The sequence below is a fragment of the Acinetobacter sp. WC-323 genome (assembly GCF_000314615.1).
Lineage (GTDB): Bacteria > Pseudomonadota > Gammaproteobacteria > Pseudomonadales > Moraxellaceae > Acinetobacter > Acinetobacter courvalinii.
The window spans coordinates 352,316-367,963 of sequence record NZ_AMZS01000035.1; the positions used below are offsets into that span (position 1 = coordinate 352,316).

General features: G+C 42.7%; 14 protein-coding genes and 1 pseudogene. 4 read left to right on the top strand and 11 right to left on the bottom strand.

Going from position 1 to position 15,648, the window contains the following annotated elements; genetic code table 11:
* Position 1: 1 nt before the first annotated feature.
* On the top strand, positions 2-862 hold the full coding sequence (locus ACINWC323_RS11055) for a PoNe immunity protein domain-containing protein (protein WP_009510719.1): 861 nt from the start codon (positions 2-4) through the stop codon (positions 860-862).
* Here ACINWC323_RS11055 and ACINWC323_RS11050 read toward each other — a convergent pair.
* The 4 genes from ACINWC323_RS11050 to ACINWC323_RS11035 form a co-directional block, all read right to left on the bottom strand.
* Complete coding sequence (locus ACINWC323_RS11050; RefSeq protein WP_009510903.1) at positions 841-1,203, bottom strand: cupin domain-containing protein; 363 nt, start codon at positions 1,201-1,203, stop codon at positions 841-843. The genes ACINWC323_RS11055 and ACINWC323_RS11050 overlap by 22 nt on opposite strands.
* A 14-nt stretch (positions 1,204-1,217) precedes the next feature.
* On the bottom strand, positions 1,218-1,766 hold the full coding sequence (gene folE, locus ACINWC323_RS11045) for a GTP cyclohydrolase I FolE (protein ID WP_171062185.1): 549 nt from the start codon (positions 1,764-1,766) through the stop codon (positions 1,218-1,220).
* A gap of 91 nt (positions 1,767-1,857) precedes the next feature.
* Complete coding sequence (locus tag ACINWC323_RS11040) at positions 1,858-2,544, bottom strand: Smr/MutS family protein (protein ID WP_005287961.1); 687 nt, start codon at positions 2,542-2,544, stop codon at positions 1,858-1,860.
* A gap of 174 nt (positions 2,545-2,718) precedes the next feature.
* Positions 2,719-3,312: a TetR/AcrR family transcriptional regulator gene (locus tag ACINWC323_RS11035; protein ID WP_171062178.1), complete on the bottom strand. Its 594-nt coding sequence runs from the start codon at positions 3,310-3,312 to the stop codon at positions 2,719-2,721.
* A 90-nt stretch (positions 3,313-3,402) separates the two neighbouring features.
* On the opposite strand from ACINWC323_RS11035, the gene ACINWC323_RS11030 reads away from it, so the two are divergent.
* Positions 3,403-4,140: a hypothetical protein gene (locus ACINWC323_RS11030; RefSeq protein WP_009511284.1), complete on the top strand. Its 738-nt coding sequence runs from the start codon at positions 3,403-3,405 to the stop codon at positions 4,138-4,140.
* 69 nt (positions 4,141-4,209) lie between these two features.
* Here ACINWC323_RS11030 and trpC read toward each other — a convergent pair whose 3' ends face one another.
* Together trpC and trpD are read right to left on the bottom strand one after the other, a co-directional pair.
* On the bottom strand, positions 4,210-5,016 hold the full coding sequence (gene trpC / locus ACINWC323_RS11025) for an indole-3-glycerol phosphate synthase TrpC (RefSeq protein WP_009511155.1): 807 nt from the start codon (positions 5,014-5,016) through the stop codon (positions 4,210-4,212).
* Positions 5,017-5,025: 9 nt separating this feature from the next.
* Positions 5,026-6,075, bottom strand: a complete 1,050-nt coding sequence (gene trpD, locus ACINWC323_RS11020; protein WP_009511060.1) for an anthranilate phosphoribosyltransferase — start codon at positions 6,073-6,075, stop codon at positions 5,026-5,028.
* A gap of 351 nt (positions 6,076-6,426) precedes the next feature.
* On the opposite strand from trpD, the gene ACINWC323_RS11015 reads away from it, so the two are divergent.
* A complete protein-coding gene (locus ACINWC323_RS11015) occupies positions 6,427-9,159 on the top strand; it encodes a TonB-dependent receptor plug domain-containing protein (RefSeq protein WP_009511274.1) in 2,733 nt (910 codons plus the stop codon).
* 13 nt (positions 9,160-9,172) lie between these two features.
* A pseudogene (locus ACINWC323_RS11010) lies at positions 9,173-11,939 on the top strand (M1 family metallopeptidase).
* A gap of 58 nt (positions 11,940-11,997) precedes the next feature.
* Here the strand turns inward: ACINWC323_RS11010 and ACINWC323_RS11005 are convergent.
* The 5 genes from ACINWC323_RS11005 to ACINWC323_RS10990 form a co-directional block, all read right to left on the bottom strand.
* Positions 11,998-13,362: an L-cystine transporter gene (locus ACINWC323_RS11005; RefSeq protein ID WP_005287944.1), complete on the bottom strand. Its 1,365-nt coding sequence runs from the start codon at positions 13,360-13,362 to the stop codon at positions 11,998-12,000.
* A gap of 359 nt (positions 13,363-13,721) precedes the next feature.
* Positions 13,722-14,306 (bottom strand): anthranilate synthase component II, encoded by a 585-nt coding sequence (locus ACINWC323_RS11000; RefSeq protein ID WP_009511444.1) that lies wholly within the window; start codon positions 14,304-14,306, stop codon positions 13,722-13,724.
* Between the two features lie 116 nt (positions 14,307-14,422).
* On the bottom strand, positions 14,423-14,692 hold the full coding sequence (locus ACINWC323_RS0118920; protein ID WP_032881355.1) for a hypothetical protein: 270 nt from the start codon (positions 14,690-14,692) through the stop codon (positions 14,423-14,425).
* Between the two features lie 2 nt (positions 14,693-14,694).
* Positions 14,695-15,285, bottom strand: a complete 591-nt coding sequence (locus tag ACINWC323_RS10995; protein WP_009511025.1) for a DUF262 domain-containing protein — start codon at positions 15,283-15,285, stop codon at positions 14,695-14,697.
* Entirely contained in the window at positions 15,278-15,643 is a 366-nt protein-coding gene (locus ACINWC323_RS10990; protein ID WP_009510875.1) for a hypothetical protein, read from the bottom strand. The genes ACINWC323_RS10995 and ACINWC323_RS10990 overlap by 8 nt, the downstream gene beginning before the upstream one ends.
* Between the last annotated feature and the right edge of the window lie 5 nt (positions 15,644-15,648).

Genomic DNA, 15,648 nt, shown 5'->3' on the forward strand with positions numbered 1-15,648 from the left:
CATGTATCATATTGATCAAGCTAATGAATTTGAAAAATTACAACAACTCCTTGAAGTGCTAAACGGCGTGGTTTCTGATGTACAAAACTGGCGAGTGCCACAGCCAGGTTGTTTAGATCACTGGAATAGTATTAAAGAGCAAATTATTGAATATAAAAAGAATGAGTATTTATTCTTTGATTCCTATCCCTCGGCAGCTATCGATATTTATCAATTATTAGAACTGGACATCTATTTTAAAAATTTCTGTCTCGAGATCACTTATCTGATTCGTCTCGGTTATGACCTTGGTCTGACAGCTGACCAGATCCGCGATATTTATCAGTCTGTCTATGCGTTCTGGCTGGCCTATGCAGACTTACTTTCTCTGATTCAACAGCAGGGACATTCGACTGGTATCACTGCAATTCAACTTACCACTGACTATGCACATGCCTTGTTATTGCTGTGCTGTGCAATCTGTTATGGCGATGAAACCGACATAGTAAAAATCATTGATGGGTTACTGGGTGATCCCTCAGATTGTTTAATTGACCTGATCAGTTATCCTTACCTTGAGGTGGAATCAATTAGTTCTGATTACGCGGTCAGTTATCCATTTCAACAGCTCGATCAGCTTCTGAATACAAGCGTAGATGCTTCAAGCATAGGGGAGTATGTAGAGCAGATCGAACGGGACCAGCAACAAGGCAAATATTGGTCAAAGAAGTTTTTTCATCACATTGCATTATTTGGAAAGTGGCGCTTTGAGGCCTTAATTCTATGTAAACTTTATCAAATCGACCTGAATGAAATGACGCAATATCAAAGTTTTCCAGAGGTATTTTCAAAAATATCTGATCAGACTTCTACAATCACATAGTATTTTTTCACAGCTTCCACCACTTCAAATGTCCCGGCGAATGCAGGTGGAATAATGCCTGCATTTCCCGCAGTGACTTCAATAAAAGAATTGGTTTTCACATCGTGGATACGCACAATCCCTTCAATGATCTGAAAGAATTCTTGCTTGTTTTCAGCAAATTGAATCTTCCAGGCACCGACTTCACACTGCCAGATGCCACAATCCATATGCGGATGTTGATACAGGTCATAGGTGAGCCGTTCAGGATTACCCTGAACCAGACGATCTGGCCGAGGATAATCAATGCTGGCTTCACTTTGTATTAAATGACCGAAGCCGGCGAGCTGAATGGATGACATATGCAGAACTCGTATTAATAGCTTTCTGGTACAGCACTCAAGAATTCACGACGCGTGTCTTTGTCGGTTTTAAAATCACCAATAAAAGAAACTGTACGCGTAGTCGATTCTTGCTTGCCCACACCACGCATCATCATGCACATATGTGCAGAGTCAATCACCACGGCAACACCACGTGCCTGAGTCACCTGAGCAACAGCTTCGGCAATCTGCTGGGTCAGGTTTTCCTGAACTTGTAAGCGACGTGCAAACATTTCAGTAATACGGGCAAATTTTGATAGGCCCAGTACCTGACCCTCAGGTAAATAGGCGATATGCACACGGCCATAAAATGGCAATAAATGGTGTTCGCAAAGCGAATAAAATTCGATATTTTTAACCAATACCATTTCATGGTTATCGGAAGGGAAGAGTGCGCTATTCGTAACTTCTTCAAGCGTTTTGCTATAACCAGAAGTCAAAAAAGAAAAAGCTTTCGCCGCACGCATCGGTGTATCTTGTAAGCCCGGGCGATTCAGGTCTTCGCCAACGGCAGTTAAGATATTTGCGTACGATTGCTGCATAGACATAACAATGTTCACTTAGGTGGGTTGAACAAAAACGGCAATTGTATCAGAAAACGATTAAAAATCTTAATTTTGATATAAATGCCGATTACTGTTTGAATTTAGGGTTCTTTTCAGCACGTTTGAGCAAGACTAAAACTGCTCCTGTCCCCCCCTGATTTTCAGGTGCGCTGACAAAAGCCAATACATCACGGTGTTGTCTGAGCCAGCCGTTGACATAGGTTTTTAAAATCGCTTCGGGGCCTTTACCGTGCACGATCTTGATGACATTCTGGTTTTCGTCTTTTGCCATTTGAATGATCTGCAGAACCGCTGCACGTGCCTGTTCAACGGTACAGCCATGTAGATCCACTGCTTCAAACCAACGGATTTTACCGGCTTTTAAGTCTTCAAATACTTTGTGCTGTAAGGTGGCGATGCGATAGCTTAAAGCAGCCTGACTTGCAACCGGATTCAAGATCGCTTGGGTATCCGAAATTTCGGTCAGCTCTTGCTCAGCACCACCTTCTGCCGCAGCACGTTTTGCCAGCGTTTGGGCATCAACTTTTTTGCTACGTGTCACTTTGGTATCGGCAATATTGTTATTGTCGATCGGTTTGACCCCAAGCAGGGCTTTTTTAAACAGTTCTGTATCTTCCAGCTCTTCAGCAGCTTGAGCTTTTTTTGATTCGGCTTGCTTCGCAATCGCGCTGGATTGAGGATTAGAGATTTGCTTTTTAAAGGCTTTCAGTAAATTAAACTGATCTTTAGAAAGCGATGAATCATGTTTACTCATAATTTTAGAACAATAGGCAAGATACCAGAGAGGTGTGAAATTATAGTCTGAAACCGAGATAATTTGAACCAATTGTATGCATGGTCACTGCATCAGTTAAAAAGATAAATCGTAAAACCATTCTAGACCCTCAATATAATATTTTTGTGCTATCAACCTGTAAGCTAATGTCCCTCAAGGATGATAATAAGACATCGCTCTTTGAGCAAAAAAAGCGATATCTTGATCTGATATGGCATCTCCAGTAATGAAAACCCGATAAAATATAGGTGCGGCGGCGAGCTCAAAAAAATCACGAACCTGTGTTGAAGCGGATAATTCACCTCGCTGAATAGCTCGGTCAATCAGGGGTTTTGCTAACAAGAAACGCTCTTCCCAAAAATGTTTCCTTGCTGTTTGCACCTGTTCATTTGAAGAATTCAAGGTGGCTTTTAAAATATTAAAAGTAAAAGGGCTATAGAGGGTAATGAGGATGGTTTTTAAAAATGAACACAGATCATTTAAGGTACTGCCTGTATCGGGTAACACGACATCTGCTTTGATTCGAGTTGATACAACATCCAGAATAAGTTCAATTTTAGTCGGCCAACGGCGATAAATCGTTGTTTTATTGACCTGTGCCAGTTTTGCAATCTCTGGTATTTCAATATCTTGATAATCAGTTGTTAGAAGTAGTTGATAAGTTACCTGATGTATTGTTGTCACCATTCTTTCAGCACGTCCTCCGGGACGTCTTTGTTTTTTGACTTCTGACTCTGTATTTGGCATCTGACCATTCATCCAAAACTGCATATAATTCTTTATACAACCCACTAAAGCAACTATAGTTGCTTTAGTGGGTTAAAGGGTGATTCTTCAATGTATTCTAACATTCATGTTTATATAAACGGTCAGAACATAGCAAATGCCGCGATTCTTAAATGGGAAAAGCGACGGGCTCATCTGGTATTAAAAAAACTGGGACTCAGCTCTAACAGCAATGATTTAATTGTGCTCAGACAGCTTTTACTTAAAAGAAAGAGCGAACTGGGGCAAGAAGGAATTAAAGCGCGTCTGAAAAATGAGTTAAGCATTTCAGAGTTTTTTGCGAATTTGATTGCACGCTTATCATTTGGTTATCGTCGATTAAGTGTTACTGAAATATTTGTAGAAAATGCGCGAGCTGAGCAGTTTGTAGAATGGTTTGAAACGTGTACTAAAGAGAATGATGAAGACGCGATGCTGGCTGGAACGCCTGATCATTATCTTATTTCAACGGCGCATGGTGTGCAGGAAGTGATTGAAACCAATGGCGGTTCACCTTTAGCAGCCCATTTCTATATCGACTACAAAAACTTATCCAGCTTACGTTCTGATATTGATCCAGATTTTCCTTTGCAAATCGCAGGTGTTGCAAGATCACGTCATGGCTTGACCATTGGTGGAGTTCGGCATCAATTTCGTAACGAGGGGAATGGTTTTAGGGCTAAATTAACGGTTGAATATCCTTTATTGATTTTGCCAACCGTTATTTCAGGACATCAATGGCATCTGGCAAATGAGTTTTCTAACTGGATCAGTAGTGCATTTGGATGGTCATTGAATGAGAAAAAGTAGTCCACTTATTCTTTTTATACATAGAGAGATCGAGGCTCAAGGTAGAGTTTTACCTTGAACCTGATTGAGTTAAATTTGCACAGGCTGCCCAAACAATTCATTAAATGCCTGATCTGGCCGAGGCTGTTTCATAAAGCTTTCACCGACCAGGAAAGTATGAATGTCATTGGCTTGCATCATGTCTACATCTGCAGGTGTAGCGATGCCACTTTCAGTGACCAAGATACGAGAAGCAGGCAATAATTTCTTTAAACGCAATGAGGTATTTAAATCCACATCAAAGGTTTTAAGATTACGGTTGTTGACACCCAAAATACATTGCTCAGACAGCTTTAAAGCACGTTCTAATTCATATTCATCATGTACTTCAACCAACACATCCAACTGTTGTTCAAATGCCGTTTTCGACATTTCTTCAAGCTGTTGATCGGATAAGCAAGCCACGATCAATAAAATACAATCGGCTTGTAAAGCACGTGCTTCAACCACATTATAAGGATCAATCAGGAAGTCTTTGCGCAAAGCTGGCAGGGTACAGTGCTGACGGGCAATGGCAATATTTTCATCGGCGCCCTGAAAGAAATCCACATCCGTTAATACCGACAGGCAAGCAGCACCCGCTTGTTCATACTGCTGGGCAATTTCTGCCGGATTAAAATCCGCCCGAATCACACCTTTAGAGGGCGATGCTTTTTTAATTTCGGCAATCACTGCCGGACGTTTATGTTGCAAGGCCTTGGCAAAACCACGCACAGGGGTTGCCTGTTTTGCCCATTGTTCAACATCATGCAAGCTACGTTGTTTTAAACGTGCTGCCAGTTCCTCATGTTTGCGGTCAACAATTTTACCTAAAATGGTATTTTGAATATCGATCATGAGAAGTCCTTAGTCTGCCTGATATTGTTTCAATGTTTTGGTAAATTCAGCCAGGATACTCATTTTTTCGAGCGCTTGTCCGCCATAAAGAATATCCTGAGCCAGCTCAACCGCTTGTTTATAGGTTTTGGTAATCCCTGCCACGTAAATTCCTGCACCTGCATTCAATGCAATCATATTTGCTGCTTTTTCGCCAATCTCTGATTTATCACGGCTTAATGCATCTTTAATCAGCTTTAAGCTTTCTTCTGAACTATTGACCACTAAACCTGACAAAGTTTGAGAAGGAATACCGACATCATCCGGATTGAGTGTCCATTCGGTCACTTCACCATCTTTCAGTTCAGCAACAGTGGTTGGTGCAGCCAGACTGATTTCATCCAGACCATCTTTAGAGTGCACAACCAGAACATGCACTGCACCCAGCTGTTTTAATACTTCGGCAATCGGGCGACATAATTCATCGGAAAAGACGCCAATTACAAAGCGGTTGACCCCCGCCGGATTGGTCAATGGTCCAAGCAAGTTGAAAATACTGCGAATCCCCAATTCACGACGTGGCGCAGCGGCATATTTCATGGCTTTGTGATGATTCGGTGCAAACAGGAAACCGACACCAATTTCACGGATACAGCGTTCAGTTTGTTGCATGTCCAGGTCAAGATGGATACCCGCCTGTTCGAGCAGGTCTGAAGAACCTGATTTACTCGACACCCCACGGTTACCATGCTTGGCAATGGTCGCACCCGCAGCGGCAATCACAAAACTTGAAGCGGTTGAAACGTTAAACAGGTTTTGACCGTCACCCCCCGTACCTACGATATCTACCAGATGAGGCAGATCACTGACATCGATCTTGATGGCAAATTCACGCATGATCCGTGCAGCCGCCGTCATTTCATCGATACTTTCACCTTTCATGCGCAGGCCCATCATTAGCGCACCAATCTGGGCTTCAGTTGCTTCGCCTTGCATGATGCTACGCATGACATCTTCCATTTGAGACTGGGTTAGATGAATGTTTTTGGTAATGTGGTTCAGCGCCTGTTGGATATTCATAGTCATGAGTTATAGCATTAATGATTGAAATTTTGAGTGAGATCAGTTGTCTGGGTGGATTGGCTTTTTGTGATCCATGATTCACAAGTTGTGAGCTATGTTATCAGAAAATAAACAAAGATTTTTGCTGTTCGATCAGAGTTTTAAAAATTTTGCTGGTTTACCAATCTGGTAAGTTGCGTTCACTCCAATTTTTTATGGAAAAAGGCTTTAATTTATTTTGAGTTTTTATGATAAGGAATGAACCTTTTGGTATATCTTAATCCTACATATCACTAGAAAAAATGAGTATAAATCAACTAAATAAAAGTGGATATATTAGGTCGGTCTTCATTTTATGCATCCATAAATATGTATCTAAATTACTTGAAATATCTTGGGGCCGTGAAAAACAAAGGTTGTTTTGTTTTTGTCTTTTTTGCATGCCTTCATCCATTAGAAAGCTATGCTGAGACCAATGTAGAAAAACCACAAACCCAGACGACGTCGGATAAAGTGGTACGTGTTGCAGTGACAGGTTCACGTATTTCCAAAGCTCAAAAAGATGGTCCGACCAGTGTGACGGTGATTACCGCGGCCGATATTGAAAAACACGGCTATAGCAATGCCTTCGACGCATTAAATAACCTGACCCAAAATACCGGCTTTGTACAAGGGGCTGACTATGGCAATACCTTTACGCCAGCAGCCAATGCGATCAGTTTACGCGGGTTAGGACCGAACCATACCTTAACCTTGATTAACGGGCATCGTGTTGCTGACTATCCTGTCCCCTATGATGGTGCAGTCAATTTTGTCAATTTAGCCAATACTCCCACGGCGATTATTGACCGGATTGAGATCTTAAATGGTGGTGCTTCCGCGATTTATGGGTCGGATGCGATTGCGGGAGTCGTGAATATCATCCTGAAAAAGAAAACCGATGGCACACAATTCAATATCAAGGCAGGTGGGACCAAAGAAGGTGGCGAGAACCTACGCCTACAATTGAGTGGCAGCAAAACCCTGGATAAGCTCAATTTGGTATACGGACTTGAGCTGAGTGGACGCGAACCGATCTGGGCAGCAGACCGGGACTTTATGACCAGCCGAACCCGTCGGGGAGAAAAGCCAGACACGATTGTTGGCCGTAAAAATGCCAACACTGGCCAGTATCTTTCTATTGCTGGATGTGACGCATTTGATGGACTATTTAAAGGTTCAGTAAAAAATATCGGAAAAGCGGGAGCCGATAATTGTGCCAGTGGTTTGGCCCGACCGACCTATTGGACAGTACAGACCAAGAATCGCAGCCAGAATGGTTATCTCGGTTTAGATTATGAGCTGAATGAGAAAACTCAATTATTCGCAGATGTTTTGATTGGGGCCAATCAAATTGAAAATAATACCCGTGGTGCGACATGGACTTCTTTAGGTGCAAGTAGCGGCTATTTCCTCAATCAAGACACAGGAAATTATGAAATCTGGACGCGACGCTTTGCGCCAGAAGAACTCGGTGGCGTTGAGCAAGCCAATAAAAAATGGAAGGAACTCTCCTCCAATTTAAACTTTGGTATCCGTGGCGATATTGGGGACAGCAGTTGGAGCTATGAAGCAGCCTATAATGGCTCGATTTATACTAGTCAATTACGCAAACAAGGTCTGGTTCGCTCAAATGTTGATGAATATTTCTTAGGCCGGCAATTGGGTACAGATGCCGATGGCATTCCAATATATTCACCGAATTTAGATCGTATCAGTCGACCACTGAGCGCCAGTGAATTTAGAGCTATTTCAGGCACGACTGAGGAAAAGGATAAGTCATGGGCACAAAGTTTAACCCTCAGTGCAAATGGCGACGTATTTGAACTTACTGCGGGAACTGCCAAGCTTGCGGCAGTGGCAGAAATTGGTCGTCAAGGTTTTTCCATTAAACCGGATAAAGCGGTGGAAAATGGTGAATTTTATAATGCGACGTCCAGTGGTGAGTATGGTGGGGCACGTACCCGTCAAGCCTTGGGTGCAGAGTTGTTCTTACCTTTAGCCAAGCCATTAAATTTAACCTTATCTGGACGTTACGACCGCTATGCCTTGTCAGATAACAGTATTGATAAGTTCACCTTCGGTTCGGGACTAGAATTTAGGCCCCATCCAACCTTATTGGTTCGCGGTAACTATGCGACCAGTTTCCGCGCTCCAGATATGAATTATCTGTTTTTAAATAAACAGAAGGGATATTTTCCAAGTACTACCGATTATTTACGTTGCAGTCAAACAGGCCAGCCTTTAGACAAATGTAGTTTTAAAGATTATTCGCCGGGTGCCAATTACACCTTAACAGGCAATAAAGATTTAAAACCTGAAGAGGGTAAATCTTATGGGGCAGGTTTCGTCTGGTCACCAAGTAATAAATTTGACCTCTCTGTCGACTACTGGGATATCAAAATTGATAATCTGGTGACCAATCTCAGTCCAGATAAAATTCTACGTCAAGAAGCTGCGTGTCGTTTAGGGACGCAAGATATCAATTCTGCACCATGTATCGATGCATTAGCACGAGTTGAGCGCAACCCTGCAAATGCCGTGGTTGATCCAAATGTGATCAACAATATTAATATTGTTCCGATCAATGCGGCTTCAGATCATACCCGCGGGATTGATTTCACCAGTAAATGGCGCTGGAAAACAGAGCGTCTGGGTAACTTCTTATGGACTGTGAATTATAGCCGTGTGCTTGAACGTGAATATCAACAGTCCAAAGATGGCGAGAAAGATAACTATTTAAAAGATTTGACCATTCCAGATTGGCGCGACCGCTTTAACACCAGTCTGGGCTGGAGTCGTGGTGATTGGTCATCAACGGTGCTCGTCAATCGTTATGGCAAGATTCCAAACGGTAATCAAACGGCTTATCTAAGCCCGACTTATTTAGTGAACTGGAGTGGAAGCTATCAAATTTCATCCCAAGCCTCTGCATCAATCATTGTGAATAACCTGTTTGACAAAGTGAAACACGATGACACAGGCGGCTGGCCATATTATCCAGTAGGATCTTATTCACCATTCGGCCGTCAGGCTTGGCTGGAGTTTAACTACAAATTCTAACAACGATGTACGGATGCAGCGAAGTGGTACAGCATTTGCTGCATCTTTTTATTTTAAAAACTACAGAGGACAGATCTCCTATGTTGGTCAAACCTTCATTTAAAAAACAATTGCTACTGACAACATTACTTTCTTTATCTGCCACACAGATTTTTGCATCAAACAGCAATGAACAGATTCCAATCGGCAAATTACCTGAATGGGCCATACCGGAATCTTATGATCTGGATTTTAAAATTGACCCTGCACAAAAAAGCTATACCGGTAAAACTACCATTCATTTAAAGCTGACCCAAGCCACCGACCATGTCTGGCTTCATGGTAAATCTCTGTCGGTAAAAGATGCCCATATCCTATCGGCAGCTGGGCAGAAAACCACGGCCCAATATGAGCAGGCGTCAGAAGTCGATGGGGTGAGTGTAATTAAATTTGCCAAGGCTGTACCTGCAGGTCAGTACAGCTTGGTACTGGATTTTAATGCCGATTATGACCAGCAACTGGATGGTATTTATAAAATTGAATTTGAGGGTAAACCTTATGTCATGACTCAAATGGAAGCGATCAGTGCACGTCAATCTTTTCCTTCATTTGATGAACCACGTTTTAAAACGCCGTTTAACATTCGTTTAACCATTCCAAGTAAATATTCGGGTTTCGCCAATACCAATCAGGTTGCCGAACAGACCGAAAAATCAGGTTGGAAAACCCTCAGCTTTGCTCCAACAAAACCCTTACCAACCTATTTACTGGCACTGGCAGTTGGACCATGGCAAGTACAACAAGGCCCTGATATTGGTGCAACAGCGTGGCGTAAAGAAGCGATCAAATTACGTGGACTGGCACCCGCTGGCAAGGCTGAAAAAATGCAGCATGCCTTGTCTGAAACGCCCGCAATTTTAACAACATTAGAAGATTATTTTGCCTTTGGGTATCCGTTCGACAAGCTGGACTTACTTGCTGCACCTGACTTTGCTGCTGGGGCGATGGAAAATCCGGGGCTGATCACCTTCAGAGATTATCTGATGCTGCTGGATAAAGACTCTCCTGTGTCATTTATACAAAGTTCATTTAATGTCAATGCACATGAGTTGGCACATCAATGGTTCGGGGATGTGGTGACCATGCCGTGGTGGGATGACCTGTGGTTGAATGAATCTTTTGCCACTTGGATGCAAAGTAAAATCACTCAACAATTGCACCCTGAATTTAATGCAGATCTGGAACGTGTCGTTGATACGGCTGGTGCCATGAAAAGCGATAGCCTGGTCAGTGTACGCCGTATCCGCCAGCCGATTTTAAGCAATGCTGATATTCAAACCGCTTTTGACGGAATCACCTATCAAAAAGGCGCAGCGGTTTTAAATATGTTTGAAAGCTATCTCGGAGAAGAAAAATTTAAACAAGGGGTGCGCAATTATATTAAAAAGCATCAATATGGCAGCGCTACCGCCAATGATTTAATCAGCGCGTTAACAGAGCAGTCGGGTCAAGGCGAGCGCTTTAGCAAAGCGGTGAAAAGTTTTATTGATCAACCGGGCGTACCTTTGCTGAATACCTCTTTACAACAACAAGGGAACAAAATCTTTTTAAATGTGCAGCAAACGCGTTATCTCCCTGTGGGTTCTAAAGGTGATGCCAACAGTCTTTGGGGCGTACCTTTATGTGTACGTTACGAGGTGCCGAATGGTTCAAGTAAAGTTCAGTGTGAGTTGATTGATCAGGCCCATGCCAAAATTGAGCTCAAAGGCGCAAACGTGAATAGCTGGTATATTCCGAATGCCGGCGCGGCAGGCTATTACCAGTTCAGCTTGCCGGAAAAAGAGTTGGCACGTTTAACCGCAGCGACAGGAAAATTATCCAACAGCGAACAATTGGCCTATGCCTATGCAGTTTCGGCAGCGTTTAATCATGGTGATATTAATTTATTGGCAGTGGTAGATGTCGCCAAGAAATTCGCTGCTTCAGACAGCCGTCAAATCAGTACTGCATTATTCCCGCAATTGAGTACGATTCATCGCCATGTGTTAAAAACCGCGACGGAACGTGAACATTTTAGAAAAGTACTCACGAATTTATATCTGCCCAAGTTGAAGCAATTGGGCTATACCAGTAAATCAGGTGAGTCTGCTGAAGACAGTTTATGGCGAAGTGAGTTGGCGCAGTTCCTCGCACTGGATATTCAGGTACCAGAAGTACGCCAGCAACTGTTAAAGCAATCGGATACTTTATTTGAACAGAAGCAACTGAACTTTGTACAGCTGACGCCAGAGTTATTACCGACGATTCTGGCAGTCCGTGTGCAAGAAAAGGGCAAGCCTGCCTTTGATCGTTTAGCTGGGGAATTACAACGTGTTACCCAACCGACACAACGTCTGGCCATCCTGTCTGCTTTAGGTTCAGCCAACCAGACTGAAACACGTCCATTGGCACAGCAACTGGTTTTAGATCCGCGGGTGAAAGTCGGTGAAGTACGTACCGTGATTAACGCCATCAATAACTATAGCGGAGAACAAGGCGGTTTATGGGCATGGTTTGAGGACAATCATGAGGCAGTGTTTGATCGTTTGGGCAAGTCTTCTGCCGGACGTTTTCCGGCCTTGTTTAGTGGCGCGGCATGTACGCAACAGCAAGCAACACAGCTCAACACTTTCTTTGCACCACGCACCAAAGAGCTGGTTGGAGTCGAGCGAGGTTTAAATCAGACCAAAGAGCGGATTCAGCTGTGTGAATCCTTAGTTGCAAAACAGGATAGCTCCATCGTGCAGCAATTGAAGTTGTAATTTACTCGTCATAAAAAAGCCAACTATAAAAAGTTGGCTTTTTTATTTTCAAGATAATTTAGGCATCATCCGCAGCGTCAGGATTTCTGACCCCCAATAACTGACTGGTTGCTGTACCCGCCGTCATTGAACCGTTCACATTTAATGCGGTACGGCCCATATCAATCAATGGCTCGATTGAAATCAGCAAGGCCACCAAGGTAATCGGTAAACCCATCGCAGGCAGCACAATTAAAGCCGCGAAAGTTGCACCGCCACCCACACCAGCAACACCGATTGAACTCAGTGTGACCACAACCACCAGTTGGGCAATCCATAATGGATCAAGCGGGTTGATACCGACCGTAGGCGCAACCATGACGGCAAGCATTGCCGGGTATAAACCTGCACAACCATTTTGACCAATCGTCGCGCCAAATGAAGCCGAGAAGCTGGCGATGCCTTCAGGTACACCCAATTGCTTGGTTTGCGCTTCAATATTCAGCGGAATACTGGCAGCACTTGAACGGCTAATAAAGGCAAAGCTCAATACCGGAAAGACTTTCTTGAAAAAATCGACCGGATTGATGCGTACGAAGACCAGAATCAGTGCGTGAACCAGGAACATGATCGCAAGACCAAGATAAGAAGCCACCAGAAACTCGCCAAGTTTGACGATATCGGCAAGATTGGCTGTTGCAACCATTTTGGCCATCAATGCCAGCACACCATAAGGTGTAAATTGCATCACCAGACGCACAAGGCTAATCACCAAAGCTTGTAATGCTTCAATGCCATGTTTGATTCTTTCGCCATTGACCGTGTCTTTATCCATCAGCTTTAAAGCAGCAACACCTAAAAATGCAGCGAAAATCACCACACTGATAATGGCAGTAGGACGAATACCGGTTAAATCAGCAAATGGATTTTGAGGAAGTAGAGAAAGCAGAAGTTTTGGTACGTCGAGATCTGTGACTTGCCCAATATATTGACTTTGGATCGCAGCTAAACGTGCAGCTTCTTGAGTACCTTGTACCAGACCTTCAGCAGTTAAACCAAATAGGTTGGTAATAGTGGCGCCTACGAGTGCGGCAATTGCCGTGGTGGCTAACAGGATACCAATGACCAGAACACTAATTTTTCCAAGCGACGTGGTCTGATGCAATTTTACTACGGCACTGACGATTGAAACGAAAATCAGTGGCATGATCACCATCTGTAACAGCTGGATATAACCATTACCTACCAGGTTAAACCACGCGACTGAATGTTCAATGATCTGACCGTCACCATAAATGGTTTTGAGCGCCAGGCCGTAAATGATACCCACCACCATACCGATCAGAACTTTCTTGGAAAGGCTCCAATCTTTTCGGTAGGAAAAGAACAATCCGGCCATAAGCAGGACAAAAATAATAATATTCAATAAAACCAAGGTATTCACTATAGGTTGTCCTGATTGATATTTCAGGGGGATGCTAAAAAATAATGGCATAGATTCTACCATCCAGCTGCCCTGAAACTTAATCATTCCTATGACTATAGTTAATCTAAAAAAGTAAAAAGGGAGCTGTTCAATCTGAAATCCCGTCGCAGCTTTACTTTTTATAATCTGTGAAAAGTGGATTAATTATTGAAAAAGAATGATTTGTGTTAATGGTATAGCTCATCATTTAATTTTAAAGCTTAAAAAACAGACAGTTTGTATAAGTTGTATATTGTTTTTATATGTTCAAAATAAAAACAGCCTATTGGGAAGCAATAAGCTGTTTACAGGCCGAAATGGGAAATCAGGTTTTGGTTTTAAGCATACTGCTTTAGGAAGTTCTTAAAAATCTGATGTCCATGTTCGCTTAAAATTGATTCGGGATGAAACTGGACACCCTCCACAGGAAGGGTTTTATGTTTAACACCCATAATTTCTTCAATTGTACCGTCTGCCTGATTGGTCCAGCAAGTGAGCTCCAGACATTCTGGTAGTGTTTCCTGCTCAATAACCAAGGAGTGATAACGTGTCGCTGCGAATGGAGAAGGGAGGTTGCTAAAAATTCCCTTATCGGTATGGTACATGTCGGATAAGCGACCATGCATCACGGTTTTCGCACGAATAATGTTGCCACCGAACGCCTGTCCAATGGCTTGATGACCTAAGCACACCCCCAGTAAAGGAATTTTTCCTGCAAAGTGATTTATCGCTGGAATAGAAATTCCTGCTTCACTGGGCGAACATGGGCCCGGTCCAATCACTAAATATTTTGGCTGCCATCGTTCAATATCCTCTAATGAGACTTGGTCATTGCGAACTACTTTTACGTCCTGATTTAACTCGCCAAAATACTGGACGATGTTATAGGTAAAAGAGTCGTAATTGTCGATCATTAGAAGCATGATGAACTTAACCTTATGAAATATAGTTAATATTTTTGCAAGCTATGTAAAGTTACTCACAATGTTACTCACTTTTCAAAAAGTGCCTTATTTGAATCAAATAAAAAGCCGCTTTTCTAAGCGGCTAATGTAGCAGAATTTGATCGCCTTGTGACAACCTCATTCACATATGAGTTTAAATAATAACTGTACGCTCCATCTTTTAGTGGGGGAGCAATTTCTCCCATCTTTATACGTTCATAAAACTTTGTATTTTTCCAGCCAAGACGCTCTTGAAACTCCTTCACGCTTACCCGTCGTTCATTATCCGCGGCAAGTTGTTTTTTTAAACTCTGCATTTCCTCCAAAATTTTATGGAGCAATTCGTGATCTGTAACCATTCCCATCTTCACCCCTCCGCATCCGCTTTTGCTTCTTTCAATAAATTTCTAACTCGTTCTAGTTCGGCCTCACTGTGAGCAATTCCACCGCCATTAATGTCTAGGTAAAATTGCAATAGCTCTGATCTATATTGAAAGTCATACATCTTCACAACTATCTGCAAGTCACGCAGAATCTGGCGCATTGGCAATTCATCAAATGTCAGGCCAAAAACCTTTAAATTTCCAGCTATAAATTTACGGATAGATGTCAGTCGTTGTAGGCCATCTATACAAACCATTTGGTCTAATAGGTCGCTATGCTTATTACGGTCTGTTCTCCACGAAGGGCAGTTGAACCGAATTGTTAGGCCGCTTTCATCAACGATATTTCTTAAAACATTTTCAATATATTTAGTTTGCTGATCCGTTGTCCAAACATGGCCGCGCTGAAAGTCTGGTACCAGTTCAACTCCATGCTCTACATCTTCACTTTCAGCTTTAAGCCAAGTTTCCAGATAAGAGAAGCCGCAGTGCCAAGTTCGAGTAGGGCGAGATAGTGGGTTCACTATCTCTTTAAATTGCTCTTGGGTCAGCTTCGGTAAAATAGAATTACTCATTTCCGCCCCTTGCTGCTTCTACCATTGCATTCATATCTGTCGCATGTGGATCTATATTTAACTCCTTGCAAAGTTCAACAGCTCTACCAGAGCCAACGCCTAGACCTGCAACGTGCGCCCAATTGATTTGGTTCTTACGTTTTTTTGCATTTACGATTGCACGTTTATAAAGATCTTTATATTGAGTTATGTCATGGGCCTTGGCTGCTAGCCATGATTCCCACTGGCTCTCATAAGTATAAGGAGGGTAACGATCACCGTAATTCTCCTCATATTCATCATAATTAGCTTTCAGTTGGTCGTAATTTGCACCGAAAGCATGTCTTTCAAAAGCCTCGCGTTCTTTTTCAATATTCATCTTCA